General features: G+C 57.6%; 25 protein-coding genes. 9 read left to right on the top strand and 16 right to left on the bottom strand.

Annotated features, from left to right (window positions below; genetic code table 11):
• Positions 1-114: 114 nt before the first annotated feature.
• The 3 genes from HY308_15625 to HY308_15635 form a co-directional block, all read right to left on the bottom strand.
• Positions 115-579 carry an Hsp20/alpha crystallin family protein gene (locus HY308_15625; protein MBI3899705.1) on the bottom strand — a complete coding sequence of 155 codons (465 nt, stop codon included), beginning with the start codon at positions 577-579 and terminating at the stop codon, positions 115-117.
• Between the two features lie 172 nt (positions 580-751).
• Positions 752-2455 (bottom strand): hypothetical protein, encoded by a 1704-nt coding sequence (locus HY308_15630; GenBank protein ID MBI3899706.1) that lies wholly within the window; start codon positions 2453-2455, stop codon positions 752-754.
• 24 nt (positions 2456-2479) lie between these two features.
• A complete protein-coding gene (locus HY308_15635; protein ID MBI3899707.1) occupies positions 2480-3184 on the bottom strand; it encodes a hypothetical protein in 705 nt (234 codons plus the stop codon).
• 138 nt (positions 3185-3322) lie between these two features.
• On the opposite strand from HY308_15635, the gene HY308_15640 reads away from it, so the two are divergent.
• Both HY308_15640 and HY308_15645 read left to right on the top strand, forming a co-directional pair.
• A complete protein-coding gene (locus tag HY308_15640) occupies positions 3323-3610 on the top strand; it encodes a DUF1778 domain-containing protein (protein ID MBI3899708.1) in 288 nt (95 codons plus the stop codon).
• Entirely contained in the window at positions 3607-4104 is a 498-nt protein-coding gene (locus tag HY308_15645) for a GNAT family N-acetyltransferase (GenBank protein ID MBI3899709.1), read from the top strand. The genes HY308_15640 and HY308_15645 overlap by 4 nt, the downstream gene beginning before the upstream one ends.
• Before the next feature lie 320 nt (positions 4105-4424).
• Here the strand turns inward: HY308_15645 and HY308_15650 are convergent, their stop codons facing one another.
• Positions 4425-4673, bottom strand: a complete 249-nt coding sequence (locus HY308_15650) for a hypothetical protein (protein ID MBI3899710.1) — start codon at positions 4671-4673, stop codon at positions 4425-4427.
• 41 nt (positions 4674-4714) lie between these two features.
• The gene (locus HY308_15655; GenBank protein ID MBI3899711.1) at positions 4715-5164 is read right to left on the bottom strand and encodes a hypothetical protein; all 450 of its coding nucleotides are present in this window, start codon (positions 5162-5164) and stop codon (positions 4715-4717) included.
• A gap of 254 nt (positions 5165-5418) precedes the next feature.
• Between HY308_15655 and HY308_15660 the strand changes: the two genes are divergently transcribed.
• Positions 5419-7227 carry a redoxin domain-containing protein gene (locus tag HY308_15660; protein ID MBI3899712.1) on the top strand — a complete coding sequence of 603 codons (1809 nt, stop codon included), beginning with the start codon at positions 5419-5421 and terminating at the stop codon, positions 7225-7227.
• A 44-nt stretch (positions 7228-7271) separates the two neighbouring features.
• Here the strand turns inward: HY308_15660 and HY308_15665 are convergent, their stop codons facing one another.
• Positions 7272-7496, bottom strand: a complete 225-nt coding sequence (locus HY308_15665) for a hypothetical protein (protein MBI3899713.1) — start codon at positions 7494-7496, stop codon at positions 7272-7274.
• A 627-nt stretch (positions 7497-8123) separates the two neighbouring features.
• Here HY308_15665 and HY308_15670 point away from each other — a divergent pair.
• The 3 genes from HY308_15670 to HY308_15680 are packed head-to-tail and all read left to right on the top strand — an operon-like array spanning position 8124 to position 8790.
• The gene (locus HY308_15670; protein ID MBI3899714.1) at positions 8124-8432 is read left to right on the top strand and encodes a BrnT family toxin; all 309 of its coding nucleotides are present in this window, start codon (positions 8124-8126) and stop codon (positions 8430-8432) included.
• A complete protein-coding gene (locus HY308_15675) occupies positions 8429-8635 on the top strand; it encodes a hypothetical protein (protein MBI3899715.1) in 207 nt (68 codons plus the stop codon). The genes HY308_15670 and HY308_15675 overlap by 4 nt, the downstream gene beginning before the upstream one ends.
• Positions 8632-8790 carry a hypothetical protein gene (locus tag HY308_15680; protein MBI3899716.1) on the top strand — a complete coding sequence of 53 codons (159 nt, stop codon included), beginning with the start codon at positions 8632-8634 and terminating at the stop codon, positions 8788-8790. Before HY308_15675 ends, HY308_15680 begins: the two co-directional genes overlap by 4 nt.
• A 415-nt stretch (positions 8791-9205) precedes the next feature.
• Here HY308_15680 and HY308_15685 read toward each other — a convergent pair whose 3' ends face one another.
• The 3 genes from HY308_15685 to hslV form a co-directional block, all read right to left on the bottom strand.
• Entirely contained in the window at positions 9206-10885 is a 1680-nt protein-coding gene (locus HY308_15685) for a hypothetical protein (protein MBI3899717.1), read from the bottom strand.
• Between the two features lie 402 nt (positions 10886-11287).
• Positions 11288-12628, bottom strand: coding sequence for an ATP-dependent protease ATPase subunit HslU (gene hslU, locus HY308_15690; GenBank protein MBI3899718.1), 1341 nt, complete (start codon positions 12626-12628; stop codon positions 11288-11290).
• 1 nt (position 12629) lies between these two features.
• On the bottom strand, positions 12630-13166 hold the full coding sequence (hslV, locus tag HY308_15695; GenBank protein MBI3899719.1) for an ATP-dependent protease subunit HslV: 537 nt from the start codon (positions 13164-13166) through the stop codon (positions 12630-12632).
• A gap of 590 nt (positions 13167-13756) precedes the next feature.
• On the opposite strand from hslV, the gene HY308_15700 reads away from it, so the two are divergent.
• Together HY308_15700 and HY308_15705 are read left to right on the top strand one after the other, a co-directional pair.
• Positions 13757-14812, top strand: a complete 1056-nt coding sequence (locus HY308_15700) for a DUF2156 domain-containing protein (GenBank protein ID MBI3899720.1) — start codon at positions 13757-13759, stop codon at positions 14810-14812.
• 2 nt (positions 14813-14814) lie between these two features.
• A complete protein-coding gene (locus tag HY308_15705) occupies positions 14815-15279 on the top strand; it encodes a GNAT family N-acetyltransferase (protein MBI3899721.1) in 465 nt (154 codons plus the stop codon).
• 180 nt (positions 15280-15459) lie between these two features.
• Here HY308_15705 and HY308_15710 read toward each other — a convergent pair whose 3' ends face one another.
• From HY308_15710 to msrP, 6 genes are all read right to left on the bottom strand, one after another.
• Positions 15460-17421 (bottom strand): M48 family metallopeptidase, encoded by a 1962-nt coding sequence (locus HY308_15710; protein ID MBI3899722.1) that lies wholly within the window; start codon positions 17419-17421, stop codon positions 15460-15462.
• 24 nt (positions 17422-17445) lie between these two features.
• On the bottom strand, positions 17446-18030 hold the full coding sequence (locus tag HY308_15715) for a LemA family protein (GenBank protein ID MBI3899723.1): 585 nt from the start codon (positions 18028-18030) through the stop codon (positions 17446-17448).
• A gap of 114 nt (positions 18031-18144) precedes the next feature.
• Positions 18145-18993: a class I SAM-dependent methyltransferase gene (locus tag HY308_15720; protein ID MBI3899724.1), complete on the bottom strand. Its 849-nt coding sequence runs from the start codon at positions 18991-18993 to the stop codon at positions 18145-18147.
• 41 nt (positions 18994-19034) lie between these two features.
• Entirely contained in the window at positions 19035-20396 is a 1362-nt protein-coding gene (locus HY308_15725; protein ID MBI3899725.1) for a hypothetical protein, read from the bottom strand.
• A gap of 221 nt (positions 20397-20617) precedes the next feature.
• Entirely contained in the window at positions 20618-21229 is a 612-nt protein-coding gene (locus tag HY308_15730; protein MBI3899726.1) for a sulfoxide reductase heme-binding subunit YedZ, read from the bottom strand.
• 1 nt (position 21230) lies between these two features.
• Positions 21231-22193, bottom strand: a complete 963-nt coding sequence (msrP, locus tag HY308_15735) for a protein-methionine-sulfoxide reductase catalytic subunit MsrP (GenBank protein MBI3899727.1) — start codon at positions 22191-22193, stop codon at positions 21231-21233.
• A 144-nt stretch (positions 22194-22337) separates the two neighbouring features.
• Between msrP and HY308_15740 the strand changes: the two genes are divergently transcribed.
• Positions 22338-23642: a cation:proton antiporter gene (locus HY308_15740; protein MBI3899728.1), complete on the top strand. Its 1305-nt coding sequence runs from the start codon at positions 22338-22340 to the stop codon at positions 23640-23642.
• A gap of 52 nt (positions 23643-23694) precedes the next feature.
• On the opposite strand, the gene htpX is transcribed toward HY308_15740, so the two are convergent.
• Positions 23695-24579, bottom strand: coding sequence for a protease HtpX (htpX, locus tag HY308_15745; protein ID MBI3899729.1), 885 nt, complete (start codon positions 24577-24579; stop codon positions 23695-23697).
• Positions 24580-24615 lie beyond the last annotated feature (36 nt).

Raw genomic sequence — 24615 nt, forward strand, 5'->3', positions numbered from 1 at the left:
AAAGGCGAGACGGCCTTGGCCGGTGCTTAATGTGCGTGCGCGTCGACGCAGCGCCAGCAAAAGAAAAGGCCGCATACGCGGCCCTTTCTCGAACATCGGTTGAACGTACGGCGTTTAGCCGTTGACGTCCACCGAGATCTTACGCGGCTTTGCTTGCTCGGCTTTCGGCAACACCAGCTCGAGCACACCCTCATGGTAATTCGCCTTCACGCCGGTCTCGTCGATCTGTGTACCGAGCCGCAGACTGCGGGCAAAGCGACCGTAGCGACGCTCAAGACGCAACGCCTGCTCACTTTCCTTACGAGTCTCGTCGAGCTTGCGCTCGGCGGTGAGGGTCAACAGACCATTCTCAAGCGTGATGTTGATGGCTTCTTTGCGCACGCCGGGCAAATCGGCACGGACGACATAGTCGTTCTGGCGCTCGATGATATCCATGGCAGGCGTAATACTTTCGCTGGTCGCTTCTTCGACCGAGCGCATCGGCCGAAAGAATCCTTCGAACACGCGATCAAAGTCATCGCCCAAGAAACCCCAACGCGCGAGCGGCGCGCCTTCAATACCCGTTACTAGCCGGTTCATAGCAATACCTCCTATCCAGATTCGAATGAATGACATGAAGCAACTGGACCGCGGGCTTTACCCGTCTTGCGGGCCCTGCTGCTCCGCCGACGGGAAATAAAATGGGGATAGAGGAAATCATTTCAAGAGCCTCAACCAGCCATCAAAAATTGATGGCCGGTTGACGGTTTGCTTAGCGGTATTCGAACGCGCCGAGATCGAACGCAGCGCCTTGCGGACGGAATATACCGTCGAAATCCGAGGTGAGCGGGGTCGCAATACCGCGATCAATTGCCGGACTACCTACCAGTAGCCGTACGTTACCGGCAGCGGGATTCGCGAACAGCGGATCGCCAGCAATGCCGGCCGGATTCCATGCCGGCACAGCGCTTTGACCGAACCACAAGTTAGGCGCCGCCACCGCCGGCAGGCTGGCGTCGGCGTTCATGTATGGCACATTAGGACTGACGATGACGTTATTGCGGAAATCGAGATTGACACTAATGCCGGATAGATCGGCCCACTTGAACCACGTCAGCGCCGCTGAACTCGTGTTTGCCGGATAGCCACCGCCGTAAATAGTGTTGTTCCAAATATGCAGCGTGGTCGGCCGGCCTGACTCGTGACCGCCGTTGATCTGAATCGCGTAGTGACCGGAGATTTCGCCACCAGCCCACTCCGGCCCAAGGCCGGTGTTGATCAGGACATTGTTATAGAACCAGTTCTCGCCGGTAACGTAGTAACCGATCAACATGCCGTTGCCGCGATGATTGATGATGTAATTATCGTGGACCTTGTGGTTCTCGATGAACGCGGCGCGATCCTGTTCACTATAAAGGTTGATGCCGCGGTTGTTGTAGTTATCGTTCAGTAAATTCCAGCCGATCTCACGATTGGATTCCGTCGGACAACGGATACCGCCACAGGTATCACCGAACTGCGACGACGAGCGCTTGCCGGAGATATACATCGAATGACACAACTTGCTGACCGTGGTCGGGTTATCGCGCGCGGTGTTAGTGATTTGATTGCCAAGAATCGCAAGATCGTTACCTTCGCCGGTCATGGCGCCGCTTTGACAGTTGTCGTCCGGTCGCGGCATGGAGACGTAATTAGCGACTAAGCGATAACCGGTGTACGCCTGTAATGCCGACTGATCACCGCCGACACCGAGTGCGCGCAATTTCGACACGACCCAATATTCGGTGCGGCCATCGACGTTGCCGCGGCGGATGTAGTTGCTGAACGCCGCCGTGCAAGTCGCGCCAACACCACCAACATTGACGGTTGCGCCGGGATAGGCCACGAGTGCGCGTGGCAGATCGGCGGTGCCGTCGCGGTTCAGGTTGATACAACCGTGCGCGCCAATATCATGAGTCGTCGTTGCAGTAACGCCGTCACCGACATAAATAATATCGCCGCTCGCCATGCTGTCGATCGCCTTCGGGAGGGTGCGCCAGGGCGCGCTCCAGGAACCGTTGTTAGTATCGGCGCCGGTGGTTTTGACGTAATAAATATTGCCGGCCGCCCGCACGCTAAACGGCAACGTATTCGTCAGCACACCAGCGATGTTCGCTTGGATCCGTTGTGTTCCCGCTGCCACGGTGCTCGGTAAGAGGAAGGAGATCATTTGCATGCCGTGGCGACTGTACATATCAGCCGCCGGGCCAGCGGCGTTTTTCCATTCGTAGACCGGCGCCGTCACGCCGCCGATCGTGATGGTGGACGCACCCTGGGCGCTGCCGAGGCCACGACCCCAAACCGTGACAATGGCACCGCCGGCGCCGTGGGTCGTGTCCGAATTACCGATAGCGGGACCGGATACGAGATCGCTAAACAAGAGTTGCGGCCCACCATTCGAAGCGGCCGGATCGACCACAGCAATGTGCAGCGCCACGCTCTTAGCTGCATCGCCGCTAAGTTAATTCCTCAGCAGCTTCTTCGCTCCCGGTATTTTATTGTAGGACGTCGCCCGTGCACGGCCTTTGCAAAAGCGTCGCCGACGTCGCTGCTCGTTGCGTTTTTCCAGTAAATGATCGCGGATGCAAATCCGCAGGCTTCGATGTTGAATTCGGATCGATGGGATCGGCCGTGCGCAATTCCCCGATCGCCTCCTCGACCCCGGCGGCGATATACGTCGCCTTGATATAGTGGTCAAGGTGGGGAAGAGCTTATCGACGGAGAGCGCCTCGGGGGCAATACCGGCGGTTTGCGCGATCTTGGCTTGTGAGGCTCTGAGCGTATTGTAGAGAATCGCCGTGGCATAGACCTGCTGGCCGACCGCCGCCGGTGAACAATTATAAAGAGGGTTTAATTCCAGCACGTCCTTCATCGCCAAGTACATTCGCTCCACGCTCCAGTGGCGTCGATACAGTTGCAGCAGCTGTCGCGGCGACAACACCGCGGGATCGAGCACATTGGTGACAAGGATGATGTCGAACTCCCCATTCCAAGCATGTGTCCAGCGCAATCGCACCGGCGCCGTACCGTATTGGCTGCCGCCCATATCAACGATCCAATCGTCAACGGAAAGCGTGGGCGTGCGGGTTTTCGCCAGCACCTCGATCTTTTTCTTTTTGACGGTCTTGTTATGGCGGCTGACCATAAACAGGTCTTGCGCGTTCAAGGTGTGCCAAATCAGGGGCTTGGCATAATAGCGGTCGTTGGGGGCCAGCCACGACGGTTTAAAATGCCCAACTTGACATGTACGGCATTTTGCCGTACATATTTCATTATCGATAATGAAATCTTCCGAGATTCCAAAATGACCGCGTCAACAAACTCCCGTGCCAGCGCGCGCCTTGAGGCGCGAATCAGCGATGAGTTGCGCGATTTGATCAAGCGCGCGGCGCAGTTGCAGGGCCGTACGGTTAGCGATTTCGTAACCGACGCCATGCGAGAGGCGGCCGTACGCGCGATCGAGGCGGAGAGTATCGTGCGGATCTCGCGGGAAAATCAGGCGAACTTCGTCCGTGCCTTGCTCTCTCCGCCTGCCCCCAATGCCGCGCTCAAGCGCGCGTTCGCACACCGTCGGCGACTGCTTTCGGAATGACGGCAACGCGGTATCGGATTGCCGCCCTCGACACGGCGCACGACCGGAAGGTGTTCAACAGCGGCAGTACCCCACTCGATCGTTATTTTCATGAGCAGGTCACGCAGGACATACGTCGCCATTACACGGCGTGCTTTGTGGCGTTGGCGCCTGATAACGGTGTGGTCGGTTATTACACGTTGGCTGCTGCCGACGTGCTGTTGACGGACTTGCCGCCGAAGCTCCAACGCAAGTTACCCCGTTACCCCACCGTGCCGGTGGCGCGCATGGGCCGGTTGGCGGTCGACCAGCAACATCGAGGCCAGGGATTGGGTGCAGCGTTGTTGGCCGATGCGCTGGCACGGACGGCACGCGCTGACATCGCGGCGTACGCTCTGCTCGTCGATGCGAAAGATGAGGAAGCGATGGCGTTTTATAAGCATCACGGATTTATCGTGCTCGATGCGGAACACCGTTCGTTATTTTTACCGCTTGAAATGGTTCGTGCGTTTTGAGTGCGACAACCACGCACTCCGACGAGCATTACACAGAAATAGTTGATCTCAACATAAATCGACGACTTCGGTTTATCGGCGAGGGGCGACGAGCAGCGCCGTGATCTCTTGTGCTGATTAATCAAGGATCGCGTCGGCGACGGGTAGGATCGTTAACCCATTCGTGTGTCGATTCATTGGACCGCTACTCCCCGGACCCCTAGTACAGCCTTCTGCTTCCACCCATCCCCCAAGAATCCTTGGCGTTCGAAATGCCGCGAACGACCAAGCCAGAACTCCCGGCAGAAGGACCCCTTCACCATCTTCGTCATTTTTGCGAGTTAGCGCTCGGCGAATGGCGTAATGGAAATACGTTCGATTAATACCGATGAAAAAGCCGCGAACGGCACCCCGTTAAGCCGAAAGTCGGAATCGAAACGAACGCCACTGATGCCTTGAAATCCGACTGCCGCGAGTGGATACGTTTGCGCTGGCACAGTAGAAAAGCTTCGCGTTAGCGCTTCGCTGACCATTGCCAACTCATGACCCGATTCATCTAATGCATGAGCGCTCCACGCTGGATGTGTCACGCCACTTGCGGTCTCTGCATACAACTGCGGCCGCGTAATGGCTACGCGGCGAACGGCATCCTTTCCGAATTACCGATAGCGGGACCGGATACGAGATCGCTAAACAAGAGTTGCGGCCCACCATTCGAAGCGACCGGATCGACCACAGCAATGTGCAGCGCCACGCTCTTAGCTGCATCCATCGTCATGGTGCACGATGCGCCGGCACCGGCACAATCGCCGGTCCAACTGAATTGCACCGTGCCGATGCTGACAACCGAAGCGTTGAGGGTGACGGAGGTACCGGCGGCGAACGAGGCGCTGCACTCGGAATTGCAATCGAGACCGCTGGGCGTGGATACTACCGTGCCACCGTTAGTGGATACAGTTAGCGTGTAGCGCGGATCGGATAGATTGGAGCTGCTGCCGTCATCGCCGCCACAACCGACGAGCAACACCGACATCAGCAAGCACACAGCACGAAACGAAATACGCGGCACGAACAAATCCATCGTCCGATCTCCCTTAGTTATTTATTGTTAGCGAGAGAGTAAGAACGGCCGCTGTGCCGAACCAGCGCGAACCGATGGTGGCGACCGCTTACAGGACAAGCGGTCTCGGTCAATGCCGCCGTCAACGAACCCAATGGTACTAACGTTTAGTTGCGGCTTACGGCTAGCCGTTGCACGATAGCTAAAATCCATACATTAAGATCCGGACGTTCTACTCATCTATGAAGGGAGTGCGCATCGTTAGGCCAATCCTCTTGGCGATAGGATCGTTAGCGATCCTCTTTATTGTTCTGTTCATCGTGATGGCCGGCCAAAAACCGAGCCCCACGGTACCTGCTGAGGGTCCGAACCTCGCCAAGCTCGGCCCGCAACCGATCCGCGCTGCGGCGTTCCGTGTTGGCGAGCGTGTCGCCGATATCAACTTCATCGATCTTGATGGAAAAAAGGGCCGGCTCTCGGACTACCACACAGCGAAGGCGCTGGTCATCGCCATGAACCTAGTCGACTGTCCGGTGGGTCGCAAATTTGCGCCGGCGCTAACGGCACTAGAACGGGAATACGGTCCGCGCGGGGTGGCGTTTCTACTGGTCAACACCAACAAGCTCGAAACACTGGAGCACCTGCGACAAACAACGAAAGCACTGGGCCTGACGGCGCGCTATCTACCGGACCTGAAACATGGCATAGCGCAAGCACTCGACGCGCAGAGCTCGACCGACGTGTTCGTGCTCGATCGGGCACGCACGCTCGTTTACCGGGGGCCGATCAGCGATCAATACGGTCTCGGCTACGCGCTCGCGCAACCGCGTTATCGCTATTTACACGACGCGCTCGATGCCGTGGTCGACGACGAAAGCGTCGCCATCCCCGCCTTGTCCGCACCGGGTTGCGCTATCGGTCTCGAGCCGTCGACCGCGCCTGAGACCCATGTGACGTTTCACAATCGTATCTCGCGGTTGTTACAGACGAATTGCCAAGCGTGTCATCGCCAAGGCGAGGCCGGCCCGTTCGAGCTGATGACGTACGACGACGTCAAAGGGCACGCGCCGATGATCAAGTACGCCGTCGAAAATAAAATCATGCCGCCATGGTTCGCCAGCTCGACCCACGGCGAATGGCAGAACGATCGTAGCCTGACCGCACGTGACCGCGCGGCGCTGCTCGGCTGGATCCAAGCGGGTATGCCCAAGGGCGATCCGGCCGACGCGCCACTACCGCATCACTGGCCGACGGGCTGGACGATCGGCGAGCCGGACCTGGTGCTCACACCACCGTCGTTCGATGTGCCGACGGAAGGCGTCGTGCCCTATCAGTACGTCACGGTGAAGACTCGACTCACCGAGGACAAGTGGGTAAGCGCGCTCGAGATCCGCCATACCCGGCCGGAAGTGGTGCACCATGTGCTCGTCTTCATTAACGATGGCTTCAACCCTCACAGCCAGGACCACTCGCACAAGCTTCCGGACATGGGTGGGCGAACCGGCTATTTCGCAGCGCGTGTGCCCGGCCAAAGCACCGTTATTTTTCCACTGGGCGTTGCTAAACGATTGCCCAAAGGCACCGAGCTGCTATTTCAAATTCACTACACGCCGAACGGTGTCGGCGGCGCCGATCAGCTGAGCCTCGGCTTGAAATTCGTCGCCGGCCAACCCGACGTCGAAGTACACGCCGCATCGGCGGTCAATGCCGAATTTTTGATCCCGGCGGGGAATCCTAACTACCCGGTCAGCGGCGTTTACGAATTCAAAACGCGCGGGCGCATCCTGAGCTTCCTGCCGCATATGCACGTCCGCGGAAAAGCGTTCCGGTACCAGATCGTCTATCCGGAGGGTAAAGAACAAATCTTGCTGGATATCCCGCGCTACGATTTCAACTGGCAACTGCGCTACGTTCCGCGCACGCCGATCGACGTGCCGGCGGGTGCGAAGCTGACTGCGACCGGCTGGTTCGACAACAGCCCCGACAACCCGGCGAACCCGGATCCGACGCGCAACGTTCCGTTCGGCGAGCAAACCACCGATGAAATGATGATCGGATACTTCGATTGGCAATCGTTGGAGTAACCGAGACTCGAACCTCCTCCGCTCGGCTGGCGGGGAGTTGTCTTTCACGGACAATTCGCTTCGGTGTCATAACCGATGTAGTAATAACCTGACCACAGCGGTTTACCTTCGTAAGCCGACTTCGCCCACAAGTTGAATGAAACCCCTTCCGTCGTTGAACACTGTGTGAATTGGTCGGGCGAACCATCGCCGTTAACGTCGACGTTTATTTTTCCGTTCGAAGGAACAACATCGTTCCCCACTATGCCGATGCCGAGCTCAATAGACATCGAATCCGACGCGACCACGTAGTTAAGTCGAGCCTTCCGCCAAATTTGTGCTGCGCCTGTTTTCTAATAAAGCAGGACATTCTTCGCCGCTTTTTGCGAGGCGCAATACACGCACCTTAACCGTCGACGGCTTCTCATCCAAGCGAATAACGGTTAAGAGTCATCGCCGCTAAGATAACTTAACCCCGCAAGCAGGGTCACACGCAAGCAGTCACACGCACACGCAAGCAGGGTCAGGTCTTGCAATGAAACACCGCCTTGCCCTCAGCCCGACTCACGGTGCTGTAGTGCTAGCAAGGGAGATGTTTCATTGCAAGACCTGACCCCTAATTCGCTTGACCCCTAATTCGCTTGACCCCTAATTCGCTTGACCCCTAATTCGCTTGACCCCTAATTCGCTTGACCCCTAATTCGCTTGACCCCTAATTCGCTTGACCCCTAATTCGCTTGACCCATGGGGGGGATTTTTAGAGGTTCCCTTAAGTTAAGAGCCATTCCAACCTGGCCCCGATTTTTTGTGCGGATTTTCTCTTAGCAACCTTCCCCTAGCGTGTTTGTTGAGTCGGCGATATCCTCGCTTCCGACGTTCAATCCGTCGATTGGACTAAAAAAAGGGAGGAAGCAGGCATGCTGTTTGAATGGGATGAGGACAAACGCGAAAAAACTCTCCGGGAACGGAACATAGACTTTAGAGATGCGGCATTAGTATGGCTGGATCCACGGCGACAGGAGCGGGAAGACAGCCGAGTTGATTACGACGAAACACGGATGCAAACGATAGGCCAAGTCAACTTCAATATTTATCTGGTCGTCTACACCGAGAGAATCCGCGACGGGGATCAAGAAGTCATCCGAATTATCTCGATGCGAAAGGCGAGTGCAAAAGAACGCGCGCAGTACGATAGTTATACATTCATGGTAGGAGATGTGTCATGACCAAACGCAAAGAACATATCGTCACTTACACGCTCGATGAAATAAAAAAGATGAAAAGTCGCACGGATAGCCGCCGGGTACAAAATACCTCGGAAAAACAAATTGCCGAACAAGCGGACAAAGATCCTGATGTGGCGTTGCTAACCGACGAAGAACTCGCTGAATTTCGTCTCGCAACAACCAAAAAGGGGAAATCAAAATGAGTGACTCGAAGAATACGGACAAAAGCGCGAACAACGAAGCAAAGAAACGTTACACACTCGAAGAGTTACTTAAAGAAAAGAGTCGTACAAACTGGGCGGCATTGATATCGGAAGAAAGAAACATGGCGACACAACAACGACCCAAGCGCCGCTAAAGGGGACTTGCCTGACTCCGGCGCGCTTAGCTCGGCGCCGACGCACTCTTTGTGTCGTCTCGCTCGAAGATTACACCACAGATGTTTAGGCGTGGAGAAATTGCCGTCTGACCCTGAGGGTTGTCATAGCAAAATCTGCGCCGCAAGCAGGGTCAGGTCTTGCAATAAAACACCGCCTTGCCCACGGCCCTACGGCCCGACTCACGGTGCTGTAGTGCTAGCAAGGGAGATATTTCATTGCAAGACCTGACCCTACGCTTCTTGACCCTACGCTTCCCTCTCCCGCCTACGCGGGAGAGGGAAGCGAGCCGAACGCGCTACGCACGACTCAACGTAAGACGGAAAAGGCCGCAACAGCGGCCTTTTCTCGAACGTCGCTCCAGTCTGCGTTAGCCGTTGACGTCCACCGAGATCATCAGTGCTGCACCGCCCCCATATCCGTCACCGCCGTACGCGCGGAAACGCCGACGGTGGCACGGTATTGAGCGGTCGGTTGCGGCGTAACCGAGGTATTCGCGGCGTCGCGTGCGGCGCTGCCGGCGGCCAACGTGTAATCGCCGGTCGCGGGGCTGGTGAACATCGCGTTCGCGGCAAACACGGTGCCGGTCAGCACACCGACCGTGGATCCGGTCAGCATGAAGTTATTTGACCCCGTGACGGTGTAGTTCGCCGTCCCCGGCGCACTTACTACGTACGCCTTGCGATAATTGACCCCGCCCACGACGTTGTTGGAGAACGTGAGGGTCGAACTCACCATCGAGGCGTTGCCGAGTTGAATCACGCCCGAGCCGTTACCGCCGTTACTGCCGGCGTCTTTGAAGATAAACGTATTCCACAGCACCGTCATCGACATGTTGATGGTGGCACCGGTGTCGTTATACATCGTGATCAGCTTCGTCTGATTCCCGGGATTCGGATTCTGGATAACCACGTTACCGATGAACAGCAGCGCCTGCGTGCCGTCGTAGTTCGGATCGTAGGCCGCGCTATCGGTCATCATGTCACCCTCATAATCCCCCGCATTCTCGAACCAGCTGTACGCCACGGTGGCGTTGCGCGCGCGGATATGAAAGTTCTGCCCCCCGACGGAATCGTGCGAATAGGAATACTGCAACGTGAAGTTATCGCCACCGAATATGTACAGATTGTGCGATTGATCCGTACCCTGCACCCCGTTGCTGTCGAACTCCGTGTATTCAATTAAGGTCCAGGTACCGCCGCCCATAATGCCCATGCTGTTGTCGTAGAAGCGGCAATGGCGGACCGTGAGGTGATCTGCACCGCCGTAGCGAATGCCACCGGTGCTGTCGACTGCATCATGGCGCGCACCTTGAATCACGATGCCATCGATCGTGTAATACGTGCCACCGACCCACTGACACTGACCGTTGATAGGGTTATAGACACCGCACGAACCGATCAACCACGCCGCGCGTGCCGAATTGCTATTGTAGGAGGCAGGACCTTCGCTGCCGGGCCAGTCGCTGACGTTCTTACCGGTGTAGTCGAACACCGGCCGATTCGACGGATCCAGCGCCTTGATGAAGATCGGGTAGCCAGCGGTGCCATTCTTCGTCAGATGTAACCGTGAGTGATATGTGCCTGGCGAGATCAGGACGGTATCACCCGGGTTCGCGGCCTCGATCTTCTTGATCAGATTGTTGGTGGTGATACCTCTCGAATCAGTCACGACCCCAGTGGTCTCGTCGCTCGGGGTGATGGTGATGGTAGCGCCGGTGCTCGCGTTGACGAACGTCGCCGTGACGGTTTTAGCCGCATTCATCGACAGGCTGCAGTTGCCGGTGCCCAAGCAGGCACCGCTCCAGCCGCCGAAGAGGTAGCCTGAGCTTGGCGTCGCTGTCAGGGTGATCGCGCTTCCCGCTGCATACGAACTGCTGCAACTCGTGCCGCAATTGATTCCTCCGGGTGTGCTGGTTACCGCACCCGCGCCGTTGACCGTGACGTTGAGCGGGTAGTCAACGTTCGGCGGGTCACTGACGATCGGTTCGCCGGTGCTGTCGCCGCCGCCACAGCCGCCCAACGACAGCAACGATGCAAAAACGACGAGGACGAAACAAACCTTGATCGATTCCATACCGAACACCTCCCAGGTGACTTATTGTTATGTGCGGTCGCTGGACGGTTCAGCCGTCGTATTGCGATACGCGCTGGGCCGAAGGTAGAAACTCGCGTGCCGCTCGAACAGGGGGTAACGGATTGACGGTTCGATTACCTAGATGGGTGGTGAACAATCGATGCCGGTGCAAAATTTTCTATGATCCTGCGCCTTCGTCATTACCGGCCAGCCCTCGTCAGCCGATGTCACCGGGCGGGTTTCATCTCGCTACCCCCTTTTCTTAATTTTTACATCCCACTCGCCGATCGATCGGCGAGTGGGTGCTTTGTAAGAAATAAATAGGTGCGCGCCTGCCGGCGGAACAGGGCGCAACGGATCTGCGGTTAACCCGTCGCGGTGGGCGGCCGCCGGCGCTTATTTCTACAAGATGTACCGCGCTAAATCTTCGTTCTTCACCAAGCTCGCGAGGTGCTGATTGACGTAAGCCGAGTCGATCGCCATGGACTGACCACTACGATCAGCCGCCTCGAACGAAATCGTCTCCAGCAACCGCTCCATCACCGTATGCAACCGACGCGCGCCGATGTTCTCGGTACGCTCGTTCACCTCGAACGCCACTTCGGCGATGCGGCGCACGCCGTCGGGCGTGAACTCGAGTTTGAGCCCTTCGGTAGCAAGCAACGCCGAGTATTGCTCCGTTAACGCCGCATCGGGCTCGGTCAGAATGCGGACGAAGTCTTCGGCGTTGAGCGCCGTCAACTCGACGCGGATCGGCAGACGGCCCTGCAACTCGGGAATCAAATCCGACGGCTTCGCCATGTGGAACGCGCCGGAGGCGATGAACAAGATGTGATCGGTACGAACCATGCCGTACTTGGTCGATACCGTGCTGCCCTCCACCAGTGGCAGCAGATCGCGTTGCACGCCTTCGCGCGAGACATCCGGGCCCTGCGTTTCCGAGCGGCCGGCAATCTTGTCGATTTCGTCGATAAAGACGATGCCATGCTGCTCAACACGCTGCACCGCCCGCAGCTTGATATCGTCTTCATTGAGCAAACGCGCCGCTTCTTCCTCGGTCAACAGCTTCTTGGCATCCTTGACCTTCACCTTGCGCGGGCGCGTACGGCGGCCGCCTAAGTTCTGGAACATGCTTTGCAGCTGGCTGGTCATCTCTTCCATGCCGGGCGGTGCGAAGATCTCGACACCCATGCCGGGCGTGCTGACCTCGACTTCGATCTCCTGCTCGTCGATCTCGCCCTCGCGCAGCTTCTTACGAAAACGCTGCCGTGCCGGACCGTCGTCGGTGGCACGCGCCTCGCCGGCGGCAAAACCCATTTCGCGTGACGGCGGCACAAGGATGTCGAGGATCCGATCCTCAGCAGCGTCCTCGGCGCGGGTACGCACCTTCTCCATGTCGGAGACCCGGATCAGCTTGACCGCGGCCTCGACCAAATCGCGAATAATGGAATCGACGTCGCGGCCGACATAGCCGACCTCGGTGAACTTGGTGGCCTCGACCTTAATGAACGGCGCGTTCGCCAACCGCGCCAACCGGCGGGCGATTTCAGTCTTGCCGACGCCGGTCGGGCCGATCATCAGAATATTTTTCGGGGTGATCTCGTTGCGTAGCTCCTCGTCGGTCACCTGCATGCGCCGCCAGCGGTTACGCAGGGCGATGGAAACCGCGCGCTTGGCGGCGGCCTGACCGATGATGTGCTTGTCGAGCTCTTGGACGATCTCGCGGGGGGTCATCTCACTCATACTAAATTGTTAACTCCTCGATCGTCAGGTTGCGGTTGGTATAGATGCAAATGTCGGCGGCAATGCCGAGCGCGTGCTCGACAATGGCGCGGGCATCGAGCTCGCTGTGTTCGAGCAAGGCACGGGCGGCGGCTTGGGCGTACGGTCCGCCGGAGCCGATGGCGAGCAGGCCGGCCTCAGGCTCGACCACGTCACCCTGCCCGGAAATGATGAGCGACGCGGTGCGGTCGGCGACGATCAACATCGCCTCCAGCCGCCGCAACAGCCGGTCGGTACGCCAATCCTTCGCCAGCTCGACCGCCGACCGCGCCAGATGACCCTGATGTTTTTCCAGCTTGGCTTCGAATCGCTCGAACAACGTGAACGCGTCGGCCGTGCCACCGGCGAAGCCGGCCAATACTTGATCCTTGTATAAACGCCGAACCTTGCGCGCATTCGCTTTCATGACGGTATTGCCGAGCGACACTTGGCCATCACCGCCGATCACTACTCGTCCGTTTCGACGGACCGACAAAATGGTTGTTCCGTGAATTTCCATACTTCGTTATGCCTCGTGAAAAACGTTTGTAGTGTAACTCCGTCTCTCGATTCGCCTTCCTTTGAAAAGAGAGGGTTAGTACAGAGGCATGATCGACCCGGGCGCGATAACCTGCCCCGCGCCGATGCTCTTGCAGACTCCCTTACCCTCCCCGTTCCCGGGAACAGCAGGATGCCTTGTTAAACGAGACGAACGTTGATCGCTCTCCCTGGTTCGCTCAATGCTCCCACGATGACCAACTTTCAAGTCGGCGCGACATCATCAACGTCAGGTGACGACGACTCGCCGACAAATTTCATTTCTACGTTGTCGACCTCATTTTCATCTGCTATAAAGCCGATCAACATAAGCATCCGTGTTAGCCTTCATCGACTGCAGTCCCGTCCTCGGTAGCGATAAGCTGCCAGCCCTTCTTTTCCCTTTGCAAAACCTTAGCGGTTTACCGGCCGTTACCGCTGCGCCTACGCCAGGATCGCCAGCGTCCGCGTGAACCCTCGACCCAATTTGTCCTCCCCGATGTCAGCGACGGCAACCGCCGGCGGCGGCGCGTGGGCGGACGTCAACCCAGAGCACCCTACAAGGAGTCCCTGATGCTCAGCCAAACCGAAGAACCTCCGCAAACTAGCGTGGGCACGCTTGCCCGAATTGAGCGTGCCCCAACCCCAGCCGCGCCGACAGCGGAACTGCTGGCGCCGACGTTTCCGCGTCACTATTTGTCCATCGAAGGACACAAGCTCTACCCTTTCACTATCGAAGCCAAACCGACGTTCGACCGCTACGCCCGGTCGGTCGCTGCCCCGCTCTCCGATTACACCTTCGCCAACAACATCATTTGGCTGTCGCAGAAAAGCGGCTTCTACCAGATCATCGAAGATTGCTTCTGCCTGTTCAGCCTGAACGGACAGTGCCTGACCCTGTTGTTGCCGCCCCTCGGCGCGCCAGACCGTCAGGCGGCGGCGCTGTCGGCCTGCTTCGAGATCATGGACCACTACAACCCGAGCCCATACTTAAGCCTGGTTGAGTTCGTCTATCCCGAATTTACTCAACAGCTCGACAGCGAGCGCTGGTTGATCGAGCGCAGCTTGCCGGACTACATCTACCGGACCGAAGACTTGATCGAGCTAAAGGGCAATGCCTACAAGACCAAGCGCAGCGAAATCAACCAATTCCGTCGCACCTACCCAGACCACCATATGGAGATCTTGGGACCGCAGCATTGGGACGGTATCCGCGGGCTGATCGATACCTGGCTGCGCAACCGGCTCAAATACTTGAGCGCCGACGCCATCGCCGACTTCTTCTATACGGTCGAGCAAGAGCGCCGCGCTATCGAGCGCGCGTTAGAGCACTACGACACCCTCAAGCTTTCCGGCCTCTGCCTCATCATCAGCGGCAAGCTCGAAGGCTTCACCTTCGGCGACCACATCACGCCCGACGTCGGCAATGTTCTGGTCGAGAAGACCAACTTCGCCATCCCGGGATCGGCGCAGTACCTGTTCCGCGAATACGCCAAGACCTTCCGCAGCTGTACCTACATCAACGTCGGCGACGACCTTGGCCTCGAAAACCTGCGGCGGGTAAAGATGAGCTACCGCCCGGCGCTGTTCGGCGAGAAGGTCATGCTGCGGCACAATCCGGCGAGCTGAGCATGCCGAGGTTTACGCTGCGCCGCGCTCGGCTCAGCGATATCGACGCGCTCCTGGAGTTGGAGCGCGTCTTTCCCACCGACCGCCTCAGTCGCCGCAGCTTCCAACACCTGCTCCTGCGCGCCCACGCCGACGTCTGGATCGGCGTCCTCGGCGACCACCTGGTTGCCAACATCGCCGTGCTGTATCGCGCCGACTCGAAGCGCGCGCGTATCTACTCGCTAGTTGTCGCCCCCGCCGCCCGTGGCCGCGGCATCGCCCAGACGTTGTTGGCGCTGGCGGAGAAATCGGCGCGCCGACGCGGGCGTGAGCGACTGTATCTCGAAGTGCGCCTGGACAATCGCGCGGCGATCGCACTCTATCGCAAGCTTGGCTATCAGCGGCGGCAGCGGCTTCCGGGGTTTTATGAGGACGGGACGGATGCGTTGCGGCTGGAGAAAAATCTACGACGCGAACGTCGGCCGTAAGCCTCTCCCCTTGCGGGAGAGGGGCCGGGGGAGAGGGGGATTAATACAGATCCATTTGCCTCCCCCTCTCCCTTGTTCCCTCTCCCGCAAGGGGAGAGGGAGACGTGATCTGATATGTCTGAAGAATTTCGACAGGTTGGGACGCCGGACAGCAGCAAGAGAAAAACCACTCGACCCGCGCTAAATCCCTCCGCTACTGACCATCGGCTTGGCACCGCCACCCCCCGCATTATCCATCACCGACAACGGCGGCAACGGACAATGCAAGCTCGCACAGATCACCCGCAGCAATTCCACCTCACCCAAACTGATCTGCCGATCATGCAGAATCGTCGCCACCAGCGCTTCTATCAGCGCCTGCTTGGAAAGTGGTGTTACTGCATCTAGCCGCGTTAACGCGCGATCGAGCGGCGCAACCCAAGGATCCGGCGGATCGTATACCGGGACATCCGCCCCAAACAGCGGCCCGATGCCAGCGTCGTAGGCACGATGTGCCGTAAATTTGTCGGTGCTGCCGGCGCGCGCGACCAGGGCAAACAAAATACCAACCTCATTGCGCACGGCCTTTAGTTTTAACAATGCACCCATACTAGCTGACGGCGGCGTTGCGGCTTCCAGCAATTGCAACCGCATCAGCCGTACAAAGGCGTAATCGAGAAAATCGAAGCGCCCATCCATGCGACTGATCTCGTCGATCGCCGCGATCAGGGTTTGCAACTCGGCACGTGAGCGTTGCCGCAATGTCGGAAAGACAAGCTCGAGCAATAACAATCGCGACTGCGGTGGGCAGGCGTCGGTCATGGCGACGACCGCTTCCAGATGCGGACGCAACGCGTCCGGCAGTTGCTGCCGCAGCCGCGCGATTTCTCGCGCGCGCTCGCCGGCCTCTCGGTTCAGCGCCAATGCCAACGCCAGGCTCGGCGCATACGCTTGCGAATGCGCGGCGCGACGCAGGGACTCCGGTATCGCTGCTTGGTTTTGCATGGCCGCCTGCCACTGCGCTTCCGTCGGATGGCCCATGCTGGCGATGACCGACGCCGGCGACAGGATCGATGTGATCGGTGGCACCACCAACAATGCCGCGCGCGGCGCCTCTATTACCACCGGCGACAATTTGATGCGCCCGATTTCGGCGGGATCGAAATGCCGATCGATCGCCTTGATGCGGCTCAGCAACGGCGGATGCGTGGCGAAGAATTGGTCGAACATTTTGCGGCCGTCGGCGATCAACATGTGACCGACTTCGTCGACATTGGCATGCCGTAAAGTGCCCTGAAACGGTGTTGCCGCAATTTTCTTCAACGCTCCCGCTAAACCATCTGGATGGCGGGTAAATTGCACCGCCGAAGCATCGGCTAACCATTCGCGCGAACGCGATACCGCCGTCTGAATCAGGCGCCCCAAAAAAAGGCCGAGATAACCGATCACAGTAAGCGCGATGCCCGGCGCCAGCGCCACTACCCCAAACCGAACGTCGCTGGACTCACTGGCCCCGCGGAGAATAAACCGGCCGACTAGACCGATGACCATGATTCCATATAACACGCCGATGAGTTGGGTATTGAGACGCGTATCGCCATTGAGGATATGGCTGAACTCATGACCGATGACGCCCTGCAACTCGTCTCGGTTCAGCCGTACCAACGCGCCGCGGGTGACGGCGATGGCAGCGTCGGTCGGGCGAAAGCCGGCGGCGAAAGCGTTGATCCCATCTTCCTGTTCGAGGACGTAAATCTGCGGCACCGGCAGGCCGGCGGCTAGCGCCATCTCCTCGACGACGTTCAGCAACAGCTGATACGACGGCTCATGCGTCGATGGGTCGACCAGCGTCCCCCCCAAACTGCGCGCGACCCCACCGCCACCGCTCGTTAATGCCGCCATGCGCCAAACCACCGCACCGGCGACGAAACTACCCACCGCGAATGTCGTCCAGAGCAATGTCCGCGGATGGTCGCGCACCCAGGCGCCGAAAGGCATGACGATTTTTGGAACGGATTGCGTGTCGTCCCAAATGTAGAGCGTGAAGAGAATCGCCACGTCAGCGGCGATGACAACCGCCGTCGCTGCGAGCACGAATAACAAAAGAAAAATCGTCGTGCGGTGACGGGCGTGCTGCTGCTGCTCGAAAAAATTCATGGGCATGTGCCCGTAGCAACCGCCGTCTCGTTAAAACGCCACTTTCGGCACCGCGCGCTTGGCGACGTCTTCGATCTCGAGCATCGTCGCCGGCGTGAATTGAAAGGTGTTGGCAATCACTGAACTGGGAAACATCTCGCGCGCGTTGTTGTATTCCATCACCGAATCGTTATACGCCTGCCGCGCGAAGGCAACGCGGTTCTCGGTGCTGGTCAACTCTTCCGACAACTGCATCATGTTCTGATTGGCCTTGAGGTCCGGATACGCCTCGGCCACCGCCATCAACCGCCCGAGCACCCCGGTCAATGCCCCTTCGGCACCGCTCAATTGCTTGACTGCATCGCTACTGGTCGGATCCGCCACTGCCGTCTTCAACGCCGCCACCGCCGAATTCCTGGCGGCAATGACCGCCTCGAGCGTTTGCCGCTCGTGCTTCATGTAACCCTTGGCGGTCTCGACTAGATTGGGGATCAAATCGTACCGGCGCGTTAGCTGCACATCGATCTGGGCGAAGGCGTTCTTAACACGATTGCGCAGCGTAACGAGACGATTGAACAGACTGATGACAAAGAAAAGCAGCGCCGCAATAACAACAAGAACGATCAAGCCGACCATCGCGCCTCCTATTGTTGTGAGACCCAACAGACCGTTGCAGTCTACTGGAGGAGTATAGACGGCTGAACCTCTGGAACCGGCCCCTTCTGCGGTGAAAGGGCCGGGTTACGACAACTAGCTGGTGCCCGTCGCCGTTCCCGCCATGCGCCGCTTTAAAGAACCGTACAGTCCCGGCGCATGCTCTTTCAACATCCGCGCCACCGTCGGCCGAAACTGCTTGCGCATATACATCGGGTTCCACCATTTGTGGTATCGATAGGCCGACTGACGCAGCGTCGATTGGAACAACAACCCCTCGTTCTCGTGCAACGTTAATTCGCCGCGCCGTTCTTCCGGTAACAAAATAGCGAGTGCCAAGCCACACCACATTTGCCGAAACTGACCCGGCTTCTCGCGCGTGACGAAACGGCCGGGAACGAAATCAAGCTCGACATGGTGCACGTGCGGATTCGCCGCCCATTTCGCTCGCTTCATACCGCGTCGGCAGCCCGGATTGAAACTGTCGTGCATCACGACGTAAAGCGGGCGCTTGGGTCGATACCGTAAAACGCTTTCGATATCGCGCCGGACACCATCTTCGCTGTGATCGGCGTCGATCAAGATGAAATCGAGCGGCGCACCGGTGGTTTGAAGACGATCGAGCAACGCCGGTAGTTCCACACCGGAGTCGCCGATGACGAACTCGACGTTAGGAAATTGCGGCGCATAACGCTCGGCGCACGAAGGATCGATGTCGAGCGCATATACCTTAGCAGCGTTGGCGGAGAGAATAGCCAAACTGCCGGCGCGATAAACGCCGACCTCGATGGCGCATTGCGGTTTGAGATTGCGCACGAGCGTTTGCAATGTACCGCGTTCGGCATCAGTCATCAGCCAGTCATCGTGCGTGCTACCGGTACGTTGCGTCAGCTGTGCCGTCGTTGTCGGCAAATGAATAGAACGATCGAGAAGTTCAAACGCCATAAGTACTCCTCCAAGTTATCGCGCGCGTCATAGACGTCGTCTTAAGGGCAGGTCGGCAACCCGAGATATTTCGGGCCGACGTTGCTCGTATTGGTTAAATCCGCTTTCCATTTGTTGGCCATTTTTTCGTAGCCAACTTCATTCGGGTGATAATTGTCGGACATGTCGCCAGTGGGGGGTGTGCCGGAGCCATAATTGATACCGGCACCCGCATACATATCGACCAACAAGACACTAGGGCCTTTAGATCCGCGGTTAGCCACCATCGCGGCGACTTGGTTATTGAAATCAGCAACCGGCCGGTCCGATGAAAAGCCCGGCACATCACCAATAATTCTGGCGAGAAACACCGTCATCGGGTGATTTGCTTTTTGCCACTCATCAATCTTATCTAAAGCGACTCTTACACCGTCAACTCGCCCGGCAACGCCGGTCGCATCAAGGTTACCGAGATCATTGGTACCGATGTGAAGCAAAATGACATCGGCCGGCGTAGCGCTGAGCCAGTTAATAATATTTACATCTATCGTATCCATAGACTTCCCGTCGATGAAGCACGGAGCTTTGGCACATCCACCGTCAATACCCTGGTGATTTTTGTAAAATTCGTAATCGGCATCGGTGACCTCGCCGTCAACTTTGCTGCCGACAAAAACCACGGTACTACTCAAGGCATGCATATCCCGGTAGAGCTTCCGTCGATAGCCGATACGCGTGCCGATAGTAGGCAAATCATTCGCCATTTTTCCTGCGGTAATCGAATCACCGAGCGGCATAATGCGCCACTCGCCCTTATTAAGAATCGTAATTGTCCCGGTCGAGCTACGCCCACGTGCATCACGCGCTTCGAACGTAAACTTATCCATCCCGCGTAGACCGGTGGCGTTCGCCTTGGGCTGGTACATAAAGACACCGGCGGGCGTGGTTTGCACCGTGCCGTTGGCCGGTTGGCCGACGATGGAATAGGTCAAATTATTGCCGGCGCTGACGGTCAAGTTGCCGACAACTTCGTTCTGATTGTCGATGATCGACTGGCACGCGTTACTCGCTACCGGCGGCAGATCGAAACCGATCGTAACCGTAGTCTCGGCCGACGCGCCGTTGGTATTTTGCGCCTTGTACGTAAAACTATCGGCCGACGCGCTGCCGTCATGCGTGTAGTTAAAAGAACCGTTGGCATTGAGTGTTAACGTGCCGTGACTGGCCGCATGCACCAACACCGCCGACAGCCCAGCACCCGTATCGTTTGTCAGTACACCAGGTGCGCTAATAGTAAGTGCGCCGCCGCGATCGACTAAGTAAGAATCAGCGCTCGCGGTCGGTGGCGGATTCGTCTGGCCCCCTCCCCCGCCACCACCGTCACCACCACCGCCGCCACCGCAAGCGGTGAGCAGTGAGATCACGGAAACAACTACAGAGATCGCGAGATAGCGTGTGTGACGAGACATTCCGCAATTGATGGCCATTAGTTGTTGTACCAGTCCCCGAATTTGTTATATCAACGCAACAAAGCGGTCATCCGCCGTAGTGGGGCGCAAACGTAGCGTGGTCAACCTTGACGGGACAATCAGGGTTTACCCTTTTTTACTTTCAAAATAGGGGCGTGAAAAGAAATGAGTGACGTTTAGGCTTGTACTCTCCGTGGGAATTGCAAGCGCCAACGCACCCAAACACGATACCCAAGGAGCAGCGCCAGGATCGTTGCATAAATCAGCGGCCGAGCAAAATCGGATTTCGTCATCCACAGAAAGTGAATGATGCCGCCGATACCGATGAGGTAAACCAAACGATGTAGCGCCCGCCAACGCTTGCCGCCCAATCGCCGCACCATGCCGGCGGTCGAGGTGAACGCCAGCGGTAGCAACAGCAGCAAGCATATGAAACCAACCGTAATGAACGGCCGTTTGTAGACATCGTTAACGATCTCGACGACGTCGAATCCTTTATCGACCCATATCCACGACAGGAAATGCAGACACACATAAAAGAATGCAAACAATCCCAGCATGCGCCGAAAGCGAATGACGAAATACCAACCGGTGAGTTGGCGTAGCGGCGTCAGTGCGAGTGTGATCAGCAAAAACCGTAACGTCCATTCGCCGGTATAACGATTGAGCGTCTCGATCGGGTTCGCCCCAAGCGCGTCGTTGGCAACGTCGACGATCAACAGCGCGAGCGGAACCAGCGCGGCGATAAACACGAACGGCTTGGCAATGATAACGGCGCGATCAGACATGCTAGAAATTCTTCTTCAAATCCATGCCGGTGTAGAGCGACGCCACCTGATCGGCGTAGCCATTGAACGGCAGTGTCGGTCGCTTGCCTTTACCACTCAATCGATCCAGCAACGACGCCTCGCCGACACGCGTTTCGTACCGCTGACTCCAGCGCGGATGATCGACCGCCGGATTAACGTTCGAGTAAAAGCCATACTCGCGCGGCCCTGCCTTCATCCATGTCGTCATCGGCTGCTGTTCGACAAAGCGAATCTTGACGATCGACTTAATGCTCTTGAAGCCGTACTTCCACGGAACGACCAAACGGATCGGTGCACCGTTTTGATTGGGCAACACTTCGCCGTAGAGTCCGACCGCGAGCATCGTCAGTGGATGCATCGCCTCATCCATGCGCAAACCTTCGACGTATGGCCAATCGAGCCCGGTACCGAACAAGCCGGGTCGTTGCCCGGGCATTTGCGTCGGATCGTGCAGCGTAGTGAGTTCGACATACTTCGCGCGTGATGTCGGCTCGACACGCTTTATGACATCGGCTAATGAAAAGCCAATCCACGGGACCACCATCGACCAAGCCTCGACACAGCGCAGCCGATAAACACGTTCTTCTAAGGCATGTGGCTTGATGAAGTCATCGAGCGTGTATACCGCCGGCTTCTTCACTTCACCGTCGATGGCAATGTGCCACGGACGCGTGCGAAATTGCTGGGCGTTTTTCGCCGGATCTTTTTTATCGGAGCCGAACTCGTAGAAATTGTTGTAATGCGTGATGTCTTGCAACGAGGTCGGTAACTCCTCGGTCGATAGCCGGCTTTTGCGGGCGCCAGCGAGCTTGTCACCAGCAACGGCAACACCGGCGTACAGCGCTGCCGCCGCTGCCAAAAAACTTCGCCGCGACAAGTACAGATGTTTGTCGGTAATCGCCGAGTTCGGCAACTCGCTGCCGGTTTTCACTTTTATCAGCATGGCACGCTCCATTCGATAGTTAGACAGCTTAGTCGCCGCCGATGATCCAACCTTTCACCGGCATTTGCTCGTCAGGGGTCAGCTTTTTCCCTATGATTTTGCATTATGCATACGATACAGAATCGAATCTGGATGTCGGCGGCAATGTTAGGCGCCACACCGATATACGCCTGGGCTGCCGGCGGCGGCGAGACCACGCTCGTGCTGCTATGGCTAGCGGTGTTGCTGCTACTCGCTAAGTGCTCAAGTTTGGTCGAAAAACTGGGCCAACCGGCGGTATTGGGCGAACTGCTGATCGGCATCGCGCTCGGCAATCTGGGACTCGTCGGCATCGGCGCATTCGAGCCTATTAAACACGACGCGCTGATCGGTTTCCTGGCAGAGCTTGGCGTCGTGATCCTGCTGTTCCAAATCGGCCTCGAATCGGAGGTCGGTGCAATGCGTCGCGTCGGCTGGCGCGCGTTCTTGGTGGCCTGCGTCGGTGTCGCCGTGCCGTTGGCGCTAGGCCTGCTAGCCGGACCGCTGTTGTTTCCCGGGATGAATCCGAACGTATACCTCTTCTTGGGCGCCACCCTCACCGCTACCAGCGTCGGCATCACCGCGCGCGTGTTCAAAGATAGGGGTGCCCTGCAAACCGCAGAAGCGCAGATCGTGCTCGGGGCGGCAGTGATCGACGATGTGATCGGCCTTATTTTGCTCGCGGTCGTCTCGGCCATCGCCACCACCGGCACCGTCGGTGTTGGCACAATTGCCTGGATTACGGCGAAAGCGCTGCTGTTCCTTGGTGCCGCATTAATCGTCGGTCAACTATCGGCGCCGATCATTAGCCGTTGGTTTGCTCGCATTACGACTGGCAGTGGCATGAAATTCACGATCGCCATCGCCTTCTGCTTCGTGCTTGCTTACTTGGCCCAGCTCATCGGCCTTGCACCGATCGTAGGCGCGTTCGCTGCCGGCTTAGTATTAGATGAAGTTATTTTCAAAGATTACGACGGGCTTGAGGTGATCCCCGATGTTCGCCGAGCGCTTACCGATGCCGAGCCGAGTGTGCGCCAACGAGTAGCGGCGGTCCTTGATAACCACGCCAAGCATCACTTGTTGTCACTGACTGCGCCCGTCGGTCATCTATTTATACCGTTGTTTTTTGTCTATACCGGCATGCAAGTCGATCTACGCACACTGGCCGATCTCCATACGCTTTGGATCGCGCTAGCGGTTACCGTGATCGCCTTTGTCGGCAAGCTCGTATCGGGTTTAGTTGCCGGTAAGGTTAATAAGTGGGTTGTCGGCTGGGGCATGGCGCCGCGCGGTGAAGTGGGGCTCATTTTCGCTGTCGTCGGTAAACAACTCGGTGTAGTCGACGATCACGAGTTCTCGGTGATCGTCCTCATGATCATGCTGACGACGCTGATAACCCCGGTGGTGCTCGCTCATTTGCTGAGAAAATAAAAGGCCCGCCGTTTGGATGGCGGGCCTTATCACTGCATGGCTATCTTTTAATTTAGTGAATCGCTTTCAGCGCGGCGATCCGATCTTCGAGCGGCGGATGTGACGTAAACAACTTCTTGATGCCCTGCGCCACCCCGCTGTTGATGCCAAACGCCGCCATCTGATCCGGCAACTGCGACGGCGTATGCGCGGCGCGCAACCGTTCCAACGCCGCAATCATCTTCTCGCGCCCAGCCAACTTGGCGCCGCCAAAATCGGCACGGAACTCACGACGACGGCTGAACCACATGACGATGATGCTGGCGAGAATTCCTAGCAGCAGCTCGGCGACGATCGTCGTAATCATGAACGCTGGGCCGTGCCCTTCTTCATTCTTAAAGACAACGCGATCGACCGCATGGCCGATCACGCGCGCGATGAAAATAACGAAGGTATTCACGACACCCTGAATCAGCGCCAACGTCACCATATCGCCGTTAGCAACGTGGCTGATCTCATGACCCAGGACCGCTTCGGCTTCGTCGCGGTCCATCGATTGCAATAGGCCGCTGCTGACAGCGACTAACGCTTTATTGCGATTCATGCCGGTGGCAAAGGCATTAATATCGGGCGAGCGGTAAATAGCGACTTCCGGCATTCCGATGCCGGCAGTGCGCGCCTGCCGGCGCACCGTCTCGACTAGCCACGATTCGAGTTGATTGCGCGGCTGTTCGATAACTTCGGCGCCGGTCATGCGCTTCGCCATCCACTTCGATATGGCCAGCGAAATAAAGGCCCCGCCGAAACCAAATACGGCGGCGAAAATGAGCAGGGCATTGAAATTAAGTCCCTTCCCGGACTCGTCCAAAATACGGTCCACGCCAAGCAAGTGCAGCGTGATACTGAGCACGAACACAATGGCCAGGTTAGTGGCGATAAACAGCAAAATGCGCTTCATGGATGAATGACTCTCCGCGAATCGTGGGAAAAACCG

Source organism: Gammaproteobacteria bacterium (genome assembly GCA_016199745.1).
GTDB lineage: Bacteria > Pseudomonadota > Gammaproteobacteria > Acidiferrobacterales > Sulfurifustaceae > JACQFZ01.

What these genes read in the sequence shown, in the direction of transcription:
- HY308_15625 (MBI3899705.1), bottom strand. Translation starts at nt 579, where the DNA reads ATGAACCGGCTAGTAACGGGTATTGAAGGCGCGCCGCTCGCGCGTTGG.
- HY308_15640 (MBI3899708.1), top strand. Translation starts at nt 3,323, where the DNA reads ATGACCGCGTCAACAAACTCCCGTGCCAGCGCGCGCCTTGAGGCGCGA.
- HY308_15645 (MBI3899709.1), top strand. Translation starts at nt 3,607, where the DNA reads ATGACGGCAACGCGGTATCGGATTGCCGCCCTCGACACGGCGCACGAC.
- HY308_15655 (MBI3899711.1), bottom strand. Translation starts at nt 5,164, where the DNA reads ATGGATTTGTTCGTGCCGCGTATTTCGTTTCGTGCTGTGTGCTTGCTG.
- HY308_15665 (MBI3899713.1), bottom strand. Translation starts at nt 7,496, where the DNA reads ATGTCTATTGAGCTCGGCATCGGCATAGTGGGGAACGATGTTGTTCCT.
- HY308_15670 (MBI3899714.1), top strand. Translation starts at nt 8,124, where the DNA reads ATGCTGTTTGAATGGGATGAGGACAAACGCGAAAAAACTCTCCGGGAA.
- HY308_15675 (MBI3899715.1), top strand. Translation starts at nt 8,429, where the DNA reads ATGACCAAACGCAAAGAACATATCGTCACTTACACGCTCGATGAAATA.
- HY308_15680 (MBI3899716.1), top strand. Translation starts at nt 8,632, where the DNA reads ATGAGTGACTCGAAGAATACGGACAAAAGCGCGAACAACGAAGCAAAG.
- HY308_15685 (MBI3899717.1), bottom strand. Translation starts at nt 10,885, where the DNA reads ATGGAATCGATCAAGGTTTGTTTCGTCCTCGTCGTTTTTGCATCGTTG.
- hslU (MBI3899718.1), bottom strand. Translation starts at nt 12,628, where the DNA reads ATGAGTGAGATGACCCCCCGCGAGATCGTCCAAGAGCTCGACAAGCAC.
- hslV (MBI3899719.1), bottom strand. Translation starts at nt 13,166, where the DNA reads ATGGAAATTCACGGAACAACCATTTTGTCGGTCCGTCGAAACGGACGA.
- HY308_15700 (MBI3899720.1), top strand. Translation starts at nt 13,757, where the DNA reads ATGCTCAGCCAAACCGAAGAACCTCCGCAAACTAGCGTGGGCACGCTT.
- HY308_15705 (MBI3899721.1), top strand. Translation starts at nt 14,815, where the DNA reads ATGCCGAGGTTTACGCTGCGCCGCGCTCGGCTCAGCGATATCGACGCG.
- HY308_15710 (MBI3899722.1), bottom strand. Translation starts at nt 17,421, where the DNA reads ATGCCCATGAATTTTTTCGAGCAGCAGCAGCACGCCCGTCACCGCACG.
- HY308_15715 (MBI3899723.1), bottom strand. Translation starts at nt 18,030, where the DNA reads ATGGTCGGCTTGATCGTTCTTGTTGTTATTGCGGCGCTGCTTTTCTTT.
- HY308_15720 (MBI3899724.1), bottom strand. Translation starts at nt 18,993, where the DNA reads ATGGCGTTTGAACTTCTCGATCGTTCTATTCATTTGCCGACAACGACG.
- HY308_15730 (MBI3899726.1), bottom strand. Translation starts at nt 21,229, where the DNA reads ATGTCTGATCGCGCCGTTATCATTGCCAAGCCGTTCGTGTTTATCGCC.
- msrP (MBI3899727.1), bottom strand. Translation starts at nt 22,193, where the DNA reads ATGCTGATAAAAGTGAAAACCGGCAGCGAGTTGCCGAACTCGGCGATT.
- HY308_15740 (MBI3899728.1), top strand. Translation starts at nt 22,338, where the DNA reads ATGTTAGGCGCCACACCGATATACGCCTGGGCTGCCGGCGGCGGCGAG.
- htpX (MBI3899729.1), bottom strand. Translation starts at nt 24,579, where the DNA reads ATGAAGCGCATTTTGCTGTTTATCGCCACTAACCTGGCCATTGTGTTC.